A 16,746-nucleotide genomic window follows, 5' to 3' on the forward strand; every position below is an offset into this window, starting at 1 on the left:
GGGCTAAAATCAAAGGGTTTGCTTGTTTCTATTTCAGATCTCTTCGAGATGTTTCGGCAAGATCAGGTTCAGGAAAATGGCCAGAAAAGCGGCCGGGAATAAACCGGACGTCAATAGCATCGTCGCCCAGACCGGTAGGGCGGCAACCACGCCGGGTTCGGCTTTCAGGCCAAGGCCGACACCCAGCGAAAGGGCAATAATCACCATGTTCCGACGATCCATGTCAACGTCGCTCAACAGCTTAAGTCCCGCGCCGGCAATCATACCGAACATGACAACGGCTGCTCCGCCCAAAACCGCGTTGGGCATGGCGGCGACTATGGCTCCGATTTTCGGGAAAAACGCTGCGAGAATGAGGAAGATGGCGCCGATGGTTACCACATGGCGGCTCATGACGCCGGTGAAGGAAATGAGCCCGACATTCTGGCTGTAAGATGTGTTGGGCATGGAACCGAAAACCGCGCCAATCGCAGTTCCCAGGCCATCAGCCATGGTGCCGCCTGAAATCTCCTTGGCTGTGGGTTCACGTCCGGCACCGCCCTTGGTGATTCCGGAAATGTCGCCGACAGTCTCGATTGCCGAGACTATCGCCATCAGGCACATGCCGATGATCGCCGTCATGGCGAGATCGCTGGTGAAATCGAAACCGTATTTCAACGGCTCGGGAATTGAGAACCAGGCCGCATTGGTGATTTTATCCGCATTGACCATACCCATGGGGATGGCCACCAGATAGCCAATGACCAATCCGATCAGGATAGCGGAGGCTGAGGCGATCCCTTTCGTCAGGAACTTGGCCGCCAGGATGCTGACAATGACAAGGCACCCCAGGAACAGATGGTACCAGGCCCCGAAGTCCTTGGTGACAAATTTGGCGAATTTACCGCCGCCCATATATTCAACCCCGACCGGGATCAGCGCCAGACCGATGGTCATGACCACAAGTCCGGTCACCAGCGGCGGCAGGATGCCGCGGAAACGTCCAATGACGGTTCCGATCAGAAAATGAAAGATACCGCCAACCAGGGTCGCCGCGAAAATAACCGGCAGGGCGGCCAGTCCGCCTGCGGCTTTGGCAACAGGAATAAGAACCGGCAGAAAGGCGAAACTGGTCCCCTGCATTATGGGCAGGCGAGAGCCGATGGGGCCGATGCCGATGGTCTGCAACAATGTCGCCAGCCCGGCGACCAGCATGGACATCTGGATGAGGAATACCGTGTCGGCACCGGCCAGCCCTGCCGCATTGGCAATAATAAGGGGAACGGTGATATTTCCGGCAAACATGGCCAGGACATGCTGAATGCCAAGTGGAATTGCCTGGCCAATTGGTGGCATATGGTTCGGATCCCGGACATCGGTGGCCCCTGATCCTGCCGCGGACGCGTTTGATGAAATTTCGCTCATGTGTCTGTCCCCATTATTGGACGCCTGTGCCCTTCGAATTATTCCGATTAAGCCGGCTTCCTCCCTGTTCTTGTTTGCTTATGCGCTATTCTAGCTCCCGCGATATGTCGAATAACTATAAGGTGAGACGAGAAGTGGTACGTGATAATGCTCGTCTGCGCTTGAGACACCAAATCTCAAAACAATGTCATCGAGAAATCGAGGTGATGGTGTCACGATCCCCGAATTTTCAAAATAGTCACCGGCGTGAAATACCAGTTCATACTGACCCGTTCTCAATTCCTCCCCTTCCAGCAGGGGCGCGTCACATCTCCCGTCTTCATTGGTTGTGACGGTTTTGAGATGCACATGCTTTCCGGCATTAACCGCGAACAAATCTATCCGGATGTCCTTTCCAGGTTTTCCGGCTGATGTGTCCAGAATATGTGTTGTCAGTTTTCCCATGTTGCTCCCTACAACTCGGCCCGAATTAGTGCGAGTCTAAGTGACTCCTAGCACGAGGAGTAATTTATTGTCTACATATATTATAATTTTTGTGAACAATATTTTTGCATATTGTGTGTACAATTATTATTTTTATTGTATAACGAAAGGGAAGAAGAAGAGGAAAATGGAAATAAACATGAGCAGCAGCGCCCCATCAACCGCCCTGGAACCCGAGAAACAACCGCTTCGCAAGGCGGCGCAGAATGTCCGCATTTACGAAGAAATGCTGACAGCTATTCTGGAGCAGCGGCTGGCACCGGGAACCAAATTGTCGGAAGACACCCTGGGAGAGATATTTGGCGTCAGCCGGAGTATTATCAGGATTGTTCTTCAGCAACTGGCTCATGAACGGATTGTCCAAATCCAGCCAAACCGGGGCGCCTTTGTTGCAGAACCCACCCATGAGGAGGCACGCGAAGTCCTGCAGGCACGGCGCCTGATTGAAGAAGGCGTTATCCGCCTGGCCGTCAATAAGCACACGGACGCTGAGATCAAGGATTTACGGGAGATGGTTGCCCAGGAACAAAAGAGCCTGGATAGGGGCAATCATAAGACATGGGTCCGTCAGTCGGGCGACTTTCATTTAAAACTGGCGGCAATTGCCGGAAACCAGACATTATCCGCATATGTAAAAGAACTGGTTTCCCGTAACTCCCTCATCATTGTGCAATATCAAAAAGGAAATTTGTCGGCGTGTAGTTGTGACGAGCATTCAGAGATTATCGACGCCATTGATGCGCGGGACGAGGACAGGGCAGCGGCTTTGATGCTGGCCCATCTTCAGGCATGTGAAGATCAGCTCAATTTAAACGGCGGTGAGCCGAAAAGTGACTTATATGCTGTTTTTTCCAAGACGCCAGAAAACTAGGACTTTGTAAGAATGTCGGAAATGTCAGATTATCCCCGCGACTTGATCGGCTATGGCGCCAATCCACCGGACCCGAAATGGCCGGGAAATGCGCGCCTGGCAGTGCAGTTCGTGCTGAACTATGAAGAAGGGGGCGAAAATTGCATCCTGCATGGTGACGCAGCCTCGGAGGCGTTTCTTTCGGAGATCGTGGGTGCGCAGGCACTTGAAGATGTGCGCCATATCAGCATGGAATCAATTTACGAATATGGAAGCCGGGCCGGTGTTTGGCGTCTGTTGAGGTTATTTGAGAAATTTGATATTCCGCTGACGGTTTTCGGCGTTGCCATGGCGCTGGAACGTCATCCGGATGTTGCCAAGGCCTTCGTTGAGGCCGGCCACGAAATCTGCAGCCACGGATATCGCTGGATCAATTATCAGTATGTGCCAGAAGCCGTTGAGCGCGAGCATATGAAGAAGGCAATCGATATTATTGGCGAATTGACCGGAGAGCGCCCTCTGGGTTGGTATACAGGCCGGACCAGCCCGAATACCCGGCGGCTGGTCGCGGAAGAGGGGGGCTTTTTGTATGACGCGGATGCCTATGATGATGATCTGCCTTACTGGATACGAGAGGCAGGTCGCGACCAATTGATCATCCCTTACACACTTGATGTGAATGACATGAGATTTGCCTCCTTGCAGGGTTTTAACAGTGGCGAGCAGTATTTCACCTATCTGAAGGACAGCTTTGACACCTTGTATGAAGAAGGGGCTGACGCACCAAAGATGATGTCTGTTGGCCTGCATTGCCGCCTTGTCGGACGGCCCGGACGTATCGCTGCCCTGAAGCGGTTTTTGGAATATGCCAAAAGTCATGAAGATGTCTGGTTTTGCCGCCGGCTTGAAATTGCACGGCATTGGCATGACCAGCATCCAGCTCCGTCAGGAGCACAATAGCTATGACCGAGTTTAAAAAGCGTCCGAGCGCCATGGACAAGGCAACCTTCATCGAGGCCTTTGGTGGCGTTTATGAACATTCCCCCTGGGTAGCGGAAGCTGTCTGGAACCAAGGCGTTACGCCTGTTCATGACGTCATTGAAACTTTGGCGGAACATATGGCAAAGGTGGTTGAAAGCGCCGATAAAGAGAGAAAAATGTCCCTTATAAACGCGCATCCGGATCTGGCGGGCAAAGCCGCGGTTCGTGGCGAATTGACGGCGGCATCGACCACGGAACAGTCTGGCGCCGGACTGGGAGATTGCACGGCAGAAGAATTTGAGAAATTTCAGGCGTACAATGACGCCTACAAAGAAAAGTTCGGCTTTCCTTTTATTAAGGCGGTCAAGAACAGCAACCGGCACGAAATCATTGCTGGCTTTGAAGCACGTATTGGCAATAATCCAGACCAGGAATTCAAAACTGCATTGCTGGAAATTGATAAAATTGCAAGATTTCGACTATTGGAAATGTAGTAACATAACCGTACAAACCGTACGGATGGAGAATTAAATGACACTGGTATCCTCAGAGACAGCTGAATTTGTAACGAAATACACGAATTTGGCATCGCCCCGACTGGGCGCTGAAGTAACCTATGCGACAGACGATTTTTTTGCCGATAAGTCGCGCCTGATTGATCCTGCTGATCCCGTTTTCATTGAGGGAAAATATGATGATAACGGTAAATGGATGGATGGCTGGGAAAGCCGCCGCAAGCGCGGAGAAGGCTTTGATCACTGTATTGTCCGGCTGGCTCTTCCGGGAATCCTTCATGGCGTAAACATTGATACCAGCCATTTTACGGGTAACTTTCCGCCTGCAGCCTCGATTGACGCGTGTTTTGTGGAGGGTGAACCGGATGGAACGACAGTTTGGACGGAGGTTGTGAGCTCGGTTACGCTGCAGGGAAACAGCCATCATCTTGTAGCAATAGGGAACGAAAGCACCTGGAGCCATCTGCGCTTGAATATTTATCCGGACGGCGGAGTTGCCAGGCTACGTGTCTATGGCCAGGTCCAGTGCAATTGGGACAGCCGCGATGAAACCGAAACCATCGACCTGGCGGCCCTTGTAAATGGGGGGCGCGGCATTGTCGCCAGCGATCAGCATTTCGGATCGCCTTCCAATATCCTTGCGCCGGGCCGCGGTGTGGATATGGGCGATGGATGGGAGACACGCAGGCGCCGGGAGCCAGGTAATGACTGGGCAATCGTTTCGCTTGGCCATCCGGGGATTATTTCTGAAATAGAAGTGGATACAGCTCATTTTAAAGGGAATTATCCAGATAGCTGTTCCCTTCAGGCGGCGATGGTAACGGCTGGAACTGATGAATCGCTGGTTACGCAAAGCATGTTCTGGAAAACGCTTTTGCCCGAGCAAAAACTATCCATGGATAACATCCATAAATTCAGTTCTGAAATTCAGGAAATTGGCCCCATAAGCCATGTGCGGTTGAATATCATTCCCGATGGTGGCGTCAGCCGCCTGCGCATGTTCGGCAGGATTTCAAGGTAGGAAATCATGAAATTATCCATCGAACCGCTTACAAAGGAATCCTTCGCACCTTACGGCGATGTGATTGAAACGTCAGGGTCAGATTTCTTTCCGATAAATAATGGCTCGACCCAACGTTTTCATGACCTTGCTGAGGTTCAGCTTGATGCCGGAGCCCGAACGCTGGTTAATATTTTTCGGGCTACGCCGTTAAGCTATCCCCTCAACATACGAATGGTCGAACGCCACCCGGTCGGTAGCCAGGCATTTGTACCGCTCAATAATCGTCCCTATCTGGTTGCAGTCGCGCCCCGGGGTGACGTTGTATCCGTTGATGATCTGAAGATTTTCTCGGCGCGGGGTGATCAGGGCGTTAATTATCATGCGGGGACCTGGCATCACCCTGTTCTCGCCCTGGAGGCCGTCAGTGACTTTCTCGTCATCGACCGCGGCGGGGAGGGACCCAACTGTGATGAATTTTTCTTCGACGAACCTGAAATCTGGATAGACTTATAATTTGCTGCGATAATGATAGCTGTATAGGCAGGTCTTAAAGCCCATATTTTCCCAGAAATGTCTCCCGCCGATATTTGATTGAACAGCCTGCAGATAGGCGGTCTTCGCCCCGGCATTTATGGCTTCGACAATCAATCTGTTGACGATAGCAGCAGCATATCCCAATCGCCGATGATCTGGACTGGTCGCAAATTCAAAGAGTCCCAAATAGTCCGCAGATAAAGCGCCAAGTCCAACGGCGACGGTATTACTCCCGTTTTTTACCATTGCAAATAAGATCTCATGTTCGGACCGGTCAATCATCTGGCCAAGAGTATTTCGTGATTCGGGTGACAAATTCGTTAGATGGCCAATTGCGTTGATACCCTCGATCGAGGCCTTTTTTTCAACGACAACCTCGACATCCTCCTTGCTAACGGGGGGGGCCATAAGGGGCTGAACCAAAACATCCGTTGGATCTGAAAGAGAATAACCGAGAGAGGAAAGTTCAGCATCCAAATCGCCATTGGCAAGCGGTGTCAGCCGAAAATGACAGGGTTGGCCTTTTTGCCTGTAGATGGCTTCACAATGAGAAATCTTCTCGTCCAAGGGCAGTGCGCTTTGTCCGGTAAAATTCACGGAATTGGCACGGCGCGTATGACCATTGGCAAAGCGCAATTGCCAACCATCGTAGATTTCGCTATCTAGCGCAGGCAGCGCCGCACGTGCATGTGCTTCGATTTCAGATATAATTACCGACATATGAGTTGCGCTGTTCCTTTTGTTCCCGAGTTCAGCATGGAGCAAACAAAGTTCAAAGGCCATTGTGCCACAGGAGAATTGACCTGCATATGGGCTCTTATTCGCTATCTCTGGAGGCCCGGCTGTTAGCCGGCTGTTTGTGCCTGGCAGCCGTGATATTTACGCTTTTCATCAGCCTCGTCGATTTGCGCCCGCAAGTTACACCGGATTTCTTTTTCGGATCAAACGATCCGGATTTGGCACAGTCGGAACAGATACGAGCCTTGTTCCCCTCCGATGAGTTTTTGATCGTGAGCGTTGCCAGCGATGATATTGGCTCAGAAAAATACCTCTCCAGATTAACGGCTTTGAGCGCTGATATGGGGAAAATTGACGGAATTTTACGTATTGTTAGTGTTGCCGATGGACCGGGTAATATTGATGAGGCCCGGGACAGCCCATTTTGGCGCCCCCTGCTTATCAGCGAGGGAGAGGAGGCAACGCTTATTATAGCCTTCGTCAAAAGCCCGGCACCTGAAAATCTGGTCGCCGAAGTGGAAGCGGCGACCCGATTGTTTGATACAGAGGGAAGTTTCCAGATCAGGCTTTCCGGAATGCCGTATATTGTTGATCAAATCAGGCGAAGTCTTGTGCATGATATCAAGATCTTCAGCTCGTCCGCATTGGCAATCTTTACCCTGGTTCTGTTATTGGTATTTCGCTCTCCGATGATTGCACTTGGCGCGGCGGTCAGTGGCATTAGCGCTGTGTTCCTGACCCTAATTATGTTGCAATTGTTGGGTCAGCCCATGGGAATTCTTACGGCAAACCTTGCCATTATTATATTTGTGCTGGTTCAATCGCAGCTGATTTACCTGACATCGAATTGGCGTCAAATACAGGTTGAGCAAAAATTCGAGGCCGTCAGGCAGGCTGTCTTGAAAACCTTTAAAGCCTCTCTCTGGTGCATGATCACTACCTTATTGGGGTTTGCCACACTACTTTTTGTCGCAGCGGAACCCCTTAGACAACTCGGTGGAGGCGGGATGATAGGCGCCTTTTCCGCTCTTTTATGCAGTTTCTTAATTTACCCGGCCTTCTTGCTATATGCCACTCGAAGACCAGCCAAAAATAAATCCCGACCAGGAACGCACCAATCGAAGGGGGCCTCCTGGCTTCGTGCCTCCGCCGCTGTTTTGCTTTTGGCTGTGGCTATTTTATCTATTCCCGGCTTGTTACGGCTCAATACGGACCCGAGTTTATTTTCGTATTTTGACGAGGGCGGCGAACTTCATGAAGGTCTTACCTTCGTCGATGCCAATGGCGGGAGCAGCCCCATGTCGCTGGTCGTTCGTATGAAAAACGGTAACAGTCTTGATAACGAATCCAGTTATGAGGCCATGTGGAAATTGCATAATGCATTGCTCGCCCATAAGGAAGTCGGCACGGTTATTTCCCTGCCAGCTTTGATGGCGGAAGCCAATAATCATCCGCTGGCCTTCATTTTGCCTTGGCGTGAGATAATTAGCCTCTTGTCTTCAGATTTTAACCAGAGAATTGCGGAAAGCTTTCTAACTGAGGACAGAAACCAAACGCTCTATATTCTAAGAATGAAAGAAGGAGGGCGTTTGCAGGACCGGAATTCTGTCACGACCGAATTGCAGGCAATTGTCGATGATGTGGGCTTTGAAACCAGTCTTACAGGTGGTGTCTATGCTTTACAAGGCCGCCTCTCCGATCTTGTTGCCAGTAGTCTGAGCACGGGTGTTATTGCGCTTCTTGCCTTGTTTGTTGGCATTGGGTTTATTGTTACCCGCAGCGTGGCATTAACCGCGGCCATGGGTGCAACGGCCGCCTTAATCCCGCTAACAATTCTAGGTGGATGGGGATGGCTGCGGGTCCCGGTTGATATTATCTCGGCGCCTGCGGCCAATGTCTGTTTCGGGATCGCTGTAGATGCCCTCATACATTTGGCAATCGCCGTAAAGCAGCGGTTATCAATATCGAAAACCAGGGATGCCTGGACTGCAGCCCTAAAGGAACAAACACCGGGGGTATTGGCGTCAAGCGGGATTATAGCGATCGGTTTTGTTATTTTCGCCTATTCAGGTTTTCCGCCAACAACCCGGTTTGGCGGCGCAATTGTCATTGGGTCCATATTCGCTGGAGGCGCAACACTTTGCTTGTTCCCTCTTCTTGGCCAATTGTTTATGAGATTTAGCCGTAGCAAATGAAGGAGATTTTCCGAAATTCCAGCCTTCCTATTGTTGGCGTGCTAGATGAAATTTCTGATGCGCTTTCTACGAACAATCTTGCTATTTTGCAGGCAGATCCTGGTGCAGGGAAAACAACATTTGTGCCCCTATACTTGCTGGACAAGTTTCTAAAGCGCGGGAAAAAAATTGTAATGCTTGAGCCGAGGCGCTTGGCAGCACGCATGTCAGCCCAGCGAATGGCAAACATGATTGGTGAGGAAGTGGGTGAAACCGTAGGCTATCGTGTTCGGCTTGATAGTAAGGTTAGCGCGACAACACGTATTGAAGTCGTAACGGAAGGCGTTCTTACGCGGCGGTTGCAGGCTGATCCTGAATTGTCTCAAATAGATTTACTGATCTTTGATGAATTCCATGAACGCAGTCTGCAAACGGATCTGGGGCTGGCCTTGTCCCGGCAGATTCAGGAAGTACTGCGGGATGATTTGAGCATCCTCATCATGTCTGCAACACTTGAGGCCGAAAAGTTATCTGCCCTCCTTGGAAACGCTCCCGTGATTTCCAGTAAGGGGCGTCAATTTCCAATTCAGACACATTTCCTGGCGAAGCCGACGAAAGATCGTGTGGAAGTAAAAACGGCGCGGGCTATCGATATGGCTTTAGCGGAGGAGGCGGGGGATATTCTCGTTTTTTTACCCGGCGTTGGGGAAATAAATCGGGTGCAATCGCTGGTCAAGAAGGCTGATAAGCCGGGTGATTTCATCGTTTTTCCGCTATATGGAAATCTTCGTCAGCAGGATCAGAATGCTGTATTGCGCCCGTCGGTTGACGGCGTGCGAAAGGTCGTGCTGGCAACAGATATTGCTGAGACAAGCTTGACCATCGAAGGTATTAAAATTGTTATCGATGCAGGTCTTTCGAGATCCCCTATATTTGACCCTAACTCCGGGATGAGCAGACTGGAAACAACGCGGGTTTCCCGATCTTCCGCAGACCAGCGTAGGGGACGGGCAGGCCGGTTGACGGCCGGAATTTGCTATCGATTATGGACGGCGGCTGAAGACCGTAGTCTTGTTGAGTATTCACCGCCGGAAATTCTGACCACCGACTTATGTACATTGATGCTCGAACTTGCCAATTGGGGCGTTCAGGATGTTGGAGAACTTCCCTGGATGACGCCACCTCCCATAGGCCCCATGGCGCAAGCCGTCGCCTTGCTCATCAGTCTTGGTGCACTCGACAAGAATAAAAACATTACCTCCCTTGGCAAGCAGATCGTCCGGCTGCCTTTACATCCGCGACTGTCGACAATGGTTATAAAATCTGCGGAATATTCAGCTTCCAAACTGGCATGTGATATTGCCAGCCTGTTGTCGGAACGCGACATCTTGCGCCGGAATCGGGACGCGCCAAGTTCAGACATAAAAGATCGGCTGAACTTGCTTATTGGTTATCGGCGAAAGAAATCTGTTTCTGGTCCAGGCGTTGATGATATGGCCATCCGGCAGATAGATCGGGCCAGCAAGGATTTGATGCGCCGACTGAAACAGCAAGATGGAAAATATGACATAAATCAAGCGGGATTATTGCTCGCATTTGCCTATCCCGACCGTATTGGCGATTTGCGAAACAGGAGTCAGTTGAACTATCGCTTGTCCGGTGGCAGGGGCGCCAGACTTGATGCAAATGATAAGCTCCTGGGCGAGCCCTATTTAGTGGCAGCGGATGTGGACGGTAAAGGCAGCGATGCCAGGATTTATTTAGCAGCTGCGTTGTCGTATACGGACATTCAAAAAGCATTTGAGCCTGAATTTGAAACGCGTCGGAAGGTTTACTGGGACGAGAAGAAGCAGCGTATTGAAGCGGTGAGTGAAAAATGCCTTGGAGCTCTGATTTTACAAAGCACCCGTCTCAAAGATGCGTCATCTGAAGAAATTTCTGCTGCTCTTGTGGCGGTTATTCGAAGTAAAGGTCTTCAGCTTTTACCGTGGGACGATGCAAGCAGATCGCTGGTCAACAGAGTAGTATTCGCGAGGTATCACGAGGCAAACGAACAATGGCCGGATTTTTCAAATGAAGGGCTTGCTGAGCGCTTGGAAGAATGGCTCCTTCCCTATCTTGTCGGTCTTATGAGCCTGTCGGATTTGCAGTCGATTGACCTTGCGAGCATTTTGAGGAATGAACTTGGATATGACAGAGCGGCACAGCTGGACGTATTTGCGCCGCCGACCCTTAAGGTTCCAAGCGGATCACATATTCGCCTGGATTACTCCAATCCGCAGATTCCGGTCCTGTCTGTTCGACTGCAAGAGGTTTTCGGCCTTAGAGAGGTGCCAAAAATCGCAAAAGGAAAGGTAGCAGTCACAATTCATCTGCTGTCACCGGCACATCGCCCGTTACAGGTGACATCGGATCTGGAGAGTTTCTGGCGAACAACCTACAACGAAGTCAAAAAAGACATGAAAGGCCGTTATCCAAAACATTATTGGCCGGAGGATCCGTTACAGGCAGAGGCAACCAGCCGGGCCAAAAAGCGCAAGCCAGATTAATGTCCGAGGGGTACTTATCTTTCGCGGAATGACTGCCCTAATGTCGTATGTATTGGTTTAAGGAGATATTCCAACACGGTTTTCGTACCCGAATGAATATCCGCCGTGGCGGTCATCCCCGGAAGAATCAGATTCCGGTCCGGATTGTCACCTACATATGATTGGGCAAGCTTGACTTTGCCTTTGTAATAGTTCTCACCCTGCTCATCCTGGAAAGTTGTTGCTGAAATATGAGTAAGCTCACCCTCAATGGATCCATATCGGGAGTAATTATACGTCACGAATTTTACGGTTGCGCGCTGACCAACATCCAGATGCCCAATGTCCTCAGGGCGGATTTGGACTTCCAGTATGAGTTCCTGCCCGACGGGGACAACAGTCACGATGGTGCTTCCGGGTGCAATGACGGATCCAATGGATTTTACATCAAGCCCCTGAATGACGCCATTTACGGGCGCGTAGATATCCAGGCGACGAAGCTTGCTGATAATTTTATTGAGTTTTTCTTCCAATTCGGCCGCTTCGGCATTGGTCAGTGCCAATTTGTCCAGGGCTTCCCGCTTTGCATGATCAACAACTTCGGAGAGGCGGCTCCTCGCTTCAGCGATCGATTGATCTACGGTCCGGGATTTTAACGCCAGCTCTTGCAAGTTTCCTTTTTCCTTGAGATAGAGACGCTCAGATTCCAGATAATCGAACCGGCTTAAAGTACTGGATTTCAATAGGCGCCGGCGAATATTAAGTTGCTCCTCAAGGGGCGCCACCTGATTTGCCAAGACAATTTGTTGGGTTTTCAAAAGGGCTTTTTCAGATTTACGCTGCTCGACCTGTGTTTTTAAAATGGAGACCTGGTTCTTAAGATCGAGACGTTGTGCCTCCAGAAGCGCCTCTTGCTCCTCCAAAAATGGGCGGTATCGGTCATATTCCAACGAATATTTCATTGGTTCGTTGCTGGTAAAAGCCACAAGTCGGGAAATTTTCATCTTAAGGATGACCAGCTGTGTTGTGATCTGGTTCTTTTCGGCCAGTAAGTCCGTGGAGTCCAGACGTACAATCACCTGGCCTTTTTCAACAATCTCCCCTTCACTGACGGCAATATCGCTGATGGTGCCACCATCGATATGTTGCAATATTTGCACGGCACCAGAGGGGACGACCTTACCCGAGGCAACAGCTACTTCATCTATTTCCGCGAAATTTGCCCAAACGACGAAGGCAACAATAATGGCAAAGCCGAACAGCATAGCCGCCCGCAAAAACGGGGTCGCGCCCGTTTCTTCGAGCATGATAGAGAGCCCGAGGCGGTTGCTGAAAGGTTTCCCCTTGTTTAACACGAGTTTTTCTGTTGTCTGTTCAATGGGCTCTGTGCCCTCGTTATCTGATGGTTTTGCCATTACACACCTTCAATAATTTTGGGAATTATGGTTGAGGCCGGTTCAACTGCCCTTACCATTCCCTTTTTTAACAACACAACTTTATCCGCGGCCCGCATGTGGCTTGGACGATGGGTAATAATTATAATGGTTGCCTTACCTCGCATACGTTCAATCGCATCCAAGAAGGCTTGGTCTCCTTCATCGTCCAGCATATTTCCGGGCTCATCAAAGATCATTATCTTGGCATTGTTCAGAAATGCCCTTGCCATGATCAGTCGCTGCTGGAATCCTGCGGGAAGTTGCCGCAAAATCTGGTCACCAATACGGGTCTCATATTGATCGGGCAACTCGTTGATGTCGTTCGCAAGATTTGCCCATTCGCAAGCTTCGACTACCTGCTCTTCCGTTGCCGCACTATTGGCGAGTAGGAGATTTTGACGGATGGTTCCGTGGAAAAGTTCACAGTTTTGCGGCATATAACCAATTGATTTGCGTAAATCCAGCGGGTCGATTTGCCGGATATCGATTCCGTCAATTGTAATGCCTCCGACTTGTGGTTGATACATTCCCAATAGCAGCTTTGCTAAAGTTGACTTGCCGGAACTGTTTCCGCCGGCAAAAGCAACCACCTCACCGGGATTAATTTTCAGATCGATGCCCATGACCGCAGGGTCCTGGTCAGCGGAATATCGAAAACTTACCCTGGAAAAGGAAATTGCACCGTCAAATTCCTTTAATTCTGCTGAGGTATAGGGGTTATGCTCACTGGGCATAGTAAAGAGCTGATTTAACCGTTTTACACTGATCCCAACTTGCTGAAGTTTTGTAAAGGCAAGAAATAGCGTTTGAGTAGGGGCCAGAAGCCGCCATACTAACGCCATTGTCGCCACAAGAGCCCCGACGCTCATTGATCCGTCAAAAACCTGCGAAATACCAAGCGCCAATGTTGCGACACCGGACGTGACCATCAGTACATGGGCAAATGTTTGTGCGCTTGCTGCAACCAAACCGTTTCTGAGGTTTGATCGTGCATTTACGGAAGAAATATCACGGTATCGATCCAGCCAGATTTCTTCAGCGCCCATTTGCTTGATAACCCGCATACTGTTTAGGCTTTCAGTAATGAACGAACTTTTGGAAGCTGTGCTCGCAATATTTTGGGTAATTCTTTGCTGAATGGCAGGAAAAAGAACAAAGCCGACCAAACCATAGATTACAAGCATGGTAATTGGTACAAGTACAAGGCTTCCGCCCAACGCGCCAATGGCGATCAGGAAAATAAAAACGAAAGGAAGCTCCAAAAATGCAATGGCCATCGGGCCGATAAAAAATTCGCGGATCATGTCGAATTCCCTGAACCGTGCCATTTTTGAGCCTAAAGAGGTTCGTTCAGTTTGTGCAGTCGGTAGGGACAGGATCTTTTGGAGAACAGCGCTTCCAATGATGTAATCAAGTCGTGCGCCGATATATGCCAACATTGTTCCGCGCATAAACCGTAGTCCGATATCGCAAAGTAAGGCCAGCCCGACCCCGACCAAAAGATAATTCAACGTGTCAAAAGAGCCGGAGCCAATCACCAGATCATAAACAGCCATGATGAATAAGGGCGTCGCGAGTGCTAGCAGATTAAGCAAAAAAGTCATCATGAGAATTCGGCGGATCAGCGGCATAAACCTCGCCAGTACACTCTGAAACCAGTCCTTTCCCGTACTCCATTGACCTATTTTTTCGCGATCAATAGGCCTGAAGAATAGAGCCGTTCCCTGAACACCTTCCGCCTCTTCGAATGGAATTTCTATATATTCCTGTGTTGCTGCGTCGAATACCTGAAGACCTTTTTCATCTGCGGAAAAGAGAACCAGAACCGAACCATCTTTCCTATCGAACAGGCAGGGCAACAGCCGATGATCAAGCGAAGATAAGGTTGTTTTTGTCGGCTTGCTTTCGAAATTGAGGTTTGCCAGCGAACTTCTGAAGTCCATAAGGTCCATTGTCGAGGAGAAATGGGGCATGGCTTCAATAACTTGTGCCGCATCACCGCGCCATCCAAGTGCGTCCAGAAGCGGAGAAATACAAGCGGCATATTGTGTTTCACGGCCCCAGTTCACGCCACCGGGTGTACTGCGGGCGGGAGAAAGAAACGTCATTGTGCTGAAACCACTTCTAGTTTGGGGGCGGTTGCGGCAGGACGGAAACTGGTAAGGTTTTCAATTGGGGTCGCTACAACATTTCGATTTTGGATTTTATACCCGCTGTCACTGATTTTTAGGAGTGAAGGGCGGTGGCTGACCAAAATAATTGTACTCTGATCTTTCAGTTGAAGCAGAGCGTTCTTTAGGATTTCATCTCCTGACATATCGAGTGAGGTGTTGGCCTCGTCGAACAGTATGACCTCGGGTTTGGTAACAATTGCCCGGGCTATGGCAATTCTTTGCCGTACTCCGCCAGGAAGACTATCCATCGCCCCTTCACCAATGACCGTATCATAGCCTTTGGGGAGTCTCTTAATAACGGAATCTAATCCGAGAGTTTTACATTGCTTGACTGCTTCATCAACAATTGGGCCCCTTCGGAACATCGTAAGATTTTCCATAATCGTGCCATGAAAAACAATGCCGGTTTGCGGCAAATAGGCAATATGTTGGCGAACTTTGATCGGATCTGCTTTCGCGATGTCCACCCCGTTTAGCAATACACGGCCGGACTGTGGTGTAATTAAACCCATCATTAGCCAAAGCAATGTCGTCTTGCCCGATCCGTTGGCACCAGAAATGGCCGTTGTTTTTCCAGCGGTAAAAGTAGCATTTACCTTTTCGAATAAAGGAGACGTGTTTCCCCCATAGCCGAATGTCACGTCCTCTAGTTCAATTTGTGATCCTGTCTGAGGCACTGGAATTGGTACGGTCGCTGGTGATTTGGATTCTTCAGCCGGATCAGAAATCTTCTCCTGCGGCAGTTCCAATATTGCTTTCACCCGCTCCTGAGATAACTTGATGTTCTGGTAATGCGTCCAAACACCCATGGCCCGGAGCAAAGGCTGTAATGCTCTACCTGAAAGCAAGGTACAGGCGGCCAGTCCACCAATCGTGAGGGATTCATTTATTACCAATACAGATCCGTATGCAGCGACAGCCACTAATGTAATCTGCGAAAAAATAGTCCCTAAACTCTGGGCTATATTATTTTTAAAGGCGACGTTGCGGATGACGTTCGCTGTTGTTTCCTGTAATCGTTCATAACGACGAACCATTTGTGCTTCGAGGGCAAGACCCTTGACAGTGTGAATACCCGTCAAAACTTCTATCAGGAAATTGTAGCGTCTTTCGTCCCAGACAGATCTATCATTGAGTGCTTTTTTTAATCCATGCCCGACAGCAAGTGTAACGAAGGCAAAGATTACTAACAGGATTAACGGTACAAAAATCAGCGGTCCGGCGATGAACCCGACAAGAAACATAAAAATGAAGGCGAAAGGTAAATCGATGAATACCAGCAAACTATGGCCGGACATAAACTCCCGTAAACTTTCAATGGCATTAAAACGATGTAGATAGACACCAGTGGCTTCTTTTTCAAACCGAACGATGTCGGTTCCCAATGTACGATGTAGGGCACGACATCCCGCTATATGTTCAAAACTAGCACCGGCTCTGGCTGTCAGGTAGGAGCGTGCCAGACGGAAGCAGGCCTCAAAAATTACGGCAATACCAACTCCGATTACCAGAAGCAGCAGGGTTTCCGTCGCATTGTTCGGGATTATGCGGTCATAAACTTGCAAAATCATGATGGGCAAGGCGAGCGCAAGCACATTCAGCGCACCGGATGCATATATTATATCGGCACGACCATGGCGCAGCTTAGGCAGTCTGGCTTGCCGAAGCATGGGCTTGTCGTCCAGCCCGGGAAAAGCTGGTTTTACGCGTTGCCTTTGAAAAAACGCCATTCATTCACCATTTAAATTCGGCCCGTTAATGGGTTGCGAAGGTAAAATTTAAGCCAAAACTATTAATATTTAATTTTCGTCATATTTTATTTTTTTCACCAACAAATTGTTCACAAGGGCCTTTTGGCTGGAAAACCCCTGATTTCTGCGGGTCAAATAAACACCAATATCCCTAACAAGTTCTTAATATTGCTGA

The 16,746-nt window shown here is 49.6% G+C and carries 13 protein-coding genes; 7 read left to right on the plus strand and 6 right to left on the minus strand.

Going from position 1 to position 16,746, the window contains the following annotated elements:
• Positions 1–33: 33 nt before the first annotated feature.
• Together NBZ79_RS04705 and uraH are read right to left on the minus strand one after the other, a co-directional pair.
• Positions 34–1,404, minus strand: a complete 1,371-nt coding sequence (locus NBZ79_RS04705; protein ID WP_251935937.1) for a uracil-xanthine permease family protein — start codon at positions 1,402–1,404, stop codon at positions 34–36.
• A gap of 90 nt (positions 1,405–1,494) precedes the next feature.
• Positions 1,495–1,848, minus strand: a complete 354-nt coding sequence (gene uraH, locus NBZ79_RS04710) for a hydroxyisourate hydrolase (RefSeq protein ID WP_251935938.1) — start codon at positions 1,846–1,848, stop codon at positions 1,495–1,497.
• Positions 1,849–2,026: 178 nt separating this feature from the next.
• On the opposite strand from uraH, the gene NBZ79_RS04715 reads away from it, so the two are divergent.
• From NBZ79_RS04715 to NBZ79_RS04735, 5 genes are read left to right on the plus strand one after another with little or no spacing between them, the layout of a single operon-like run.
• Complete coding sequence (locus tag NBZ79_RS04715) at positions 2,027–2,758, plus strand: GntR family transcriptional regulator (protein ID WP_251935939.1); 732 nt, start codon at positions 2,027–2,029, stop codon at positions 2,756–2,758.
• Between the two features lie 21 nt (positions 2,759–2,779).
• The gene (gene puuE / locus NBZ79_RS04720) at positions 2,780–3,697 is read left to right on the plus strand and encodes an allantoinase PuuE (protein ID WP_420854583.1); all 918 of its coding nucleotides are present in this window, start codon (positions 2,780–2,782) and stop codon (positions 3,695–3,697) included.
• A gap of 2 nt (positions 3,698–3,699) precedes the next feature.
• Positions 3,700–4,212 (plus strand): 2-oxo-4-hydroxy-4-carboxy-5-ureidoimidazoline decarboxylase, encoded by a 513-nt coding sequence (uraD, locus tag NBZ79_RS04725; protein ID WP_251935942.1) that lies wholly within the window; start codon positions 3,700–3,702, stop codon positions 4,210–4,212.
• A 37-nt stretch (positions 4,213–4,249) separates the two neighbouring features.
• Complete coding sequence (alc, locus tag NBZ79_RS04730) at positions 4,250–5,254, plus strand: allantoicase (RefSeq protein ID WP_251935943.1); 1,005 nt, start codon at positions 4,250–4,252, stop codon at positions 5,252–5,254.
• Positions 5,255–5,260: 6 nt separating this feature from the next.
• Positions 5,261–5,749 carry an ureidoglycolate lyase gene (locus tag NBZ79_RS04735; RefSeq protein WP_251935944.1) on the plus strand — a complete coding sequence of 163 codons (489 nt, stop codon included), beginning with the start codon at positions 5,261–5,263 and terminating at the stop codon, positions 5,747–5,749.
• Here NBZ79_RS04735 and NBZ79_RS04740 read toward each other — a convergent pair.
• On the minus strand, positions 5,744–6,490 hold the full coding sequence (locus tag NBZ79_RS04740; protein ID WP_251935945.1) for a GNAT family N-acetyltransferase: 747 nt from the start codon (positions 6,488–6,490) through the stop codon (positions 5,744–5,746). The two genes, NBZ79_RS04735 and NBZ79_RS04740, sit on opposite strands and share 6 nt — an antisense overlap.
• A gap of 89 nt (positions 6,491–6,579) precedes the next feature.
• Between NBZ79_RS04740 and NBZ79_RS04745 the strand changes: the two genes are divergently transcribed.
• Complete coding sequence (locus tag NBZ79_RS04745; protein ID WP_251935946.1) at positions 6,580–8,703, plus strand: efflux RND transporter permease subunit; 2,124 nt, start codon at positions 6,580–6,582, stop codon at positions 8,701–8,703.
• Complete coding sequence (gene hrpB / locus NBZ79_RS04750) at positions 8,700–11,231, plus strand: ATP-dependent helicase HrpB (RefSeq protein WP_251935947.1); 2,532 nt, start codon at positions 8,700–8,702, stop codon at positions 11,229–11,231. Before NBZ79_RS04745 ends, hrpB begins: the two co-directional genes overlap by 4 nt.
• Positions 11,232–11,245: 14 nt before the next feature.
• Here the strand turns inward: hrpB and NBZ79_RS04755 are convergent, their stop codons facing one another.
• Genes NBZ79_RS04755 through NBZ79_RS04765 form a run of 3 tightly spaced genes read right to left on the minus strand, consistent with a single transcriptional unit; the run spans position 11,246 to position 16,550 of the window.
• Positions 11,246–12,625, minus strand: coding sequence for an HlyD family type I secretion periplasmic adaptor subunit (locus tag NBZ79_RS04755; RefSeq protein WP_251935948.1), 1,380 nt, complete (start codon positions 12,623–12,625; stop codon positions 11,246–11,248).
• Positions 12,625–14,754, minus strand: a complete 2,130-nt coding sequence (locus NBZ79_RS04760; protein WP_251935949.1) for a peptidase domain-containing ABC transporter — start codon at positions 14,752–14,754, stop codon at positions 12,625–12,627. Before NBZ79_RS04760 ends, NBZ79_RS04755 begins: the two co-directional genes overlap by 1 nt.
• Complete coding sequence (locus NBZ79_RS04765) at positions 14,751–16,550, minus strand: peptidase domain-containing ABC transporter (RefSeq protein ID WP_251935951.1); 1,800 nt, start codon at positions 16,548–16,550, stop codon at positions 14,751–14,753. Before NBZ79_RS04765 ends, NBZ79_RS04760 begins: the two co-directional genes overlap by 4 nt.
• Positions 16,551–16,746: the final 196 nt, after the last annotated feature.

Origin of the sequence: Sneathiella marina, from assembly GCF_023746535.1 — a bacterium.
In the GTDB taxonomy this organism is placed as follows: domain Bacteria; phylum Pseudomonadota; class Alphaproteobacteria; order Sneathiellales; family Sneathiellaceae; genus Sneathiella; species Sneathiella marina.

Coding starts and splice junctions, on each gene's coding strand:
- NBZ79_RS04705 (WP_251935937.1), bottom strand. CDS start 1,404: ATGAGCGAAATTTCATCAAACGCGTCCGCGGCAGGATCAGGGGCCACC.
- NBZ79_RS04740 (WP_251935945.1), bottom strand. CDS start 6,490: ATGTCGGTAATTATATCTGAAATCGAAGCACATGCACGTGCGGCGCTG.
- NBZ79_RS04735 (WP_251935944.1), top strand. CDS start 5,261: ATGAAATTATCCATCGAACCGCTTACAAAGGAATCCTTCGCACCTTAC.
- uraH (WP_251935938.1), bottom strand. CDS start 1,848: ATGGGAAAACTGACAACACATATTCTGGACACATCAGCCGGAAAACCT.
- NBZ79_RS04715 (WP_251935939.1), top strand. CDS start 2,027: ATGAGCAGCAGCGCCCCATCAACCGCCCTGGAACCCGAGAAACAACCG.
- hrpB (WP_251935947.1), top strand. CDS start 8,700: ATGAAGGAGATTTTCCGAAATTCCAGCCTTCCTATTGTTGGCGTGCTA.
- alc (WP_251935943.1), top strand. CDS start 4,250: ATGACACTGGTATCCTCAGAGACAGCTGAATTTGTAACGAAATACACG.
- NBZ79_RS04755 (WP_251935948.1), bottom strand. CDS start 12,625: ATGGCAAAACCATCAGATAACGAGGGCACAGAGCCCATTGAACAGACA.
- NBZ79_RS04745 (WP_251935946.1), top strand. CDS start 6,580: ATGGGCTCTTATTCGCTATCTCTGGAGGCCCGGCTGTTAGCCGGCTGT.
- puuE (WP_420854583.1), top strand. CDS start 2,780: ATGTCAGATTATCCCCGCGACTTGATCGGCTATGGCGCCAATCCACCG.
- NBZ79_RS04760 (WP_251935949.1), bottom strand. CDS start 14,754: ATGACGTTTCTTTCTCCCGCCCGCAGTACACCCGGTGGCGTGAACTGG.
- NBZ79_RS04765 (WP_251935951.1), bottom strand. CDS start 16,550: ATGGCGTTTTTTCAAAGGCAACGCGTAAAACCAGCTTTTCCCGGGCTG.
- uraD (WP_251935942.1), top strand. CDS start 3,700: ATGACCGAGTTTAAAAAGCGTCCGAGCGCCATGGACAAGGCAACCTTC.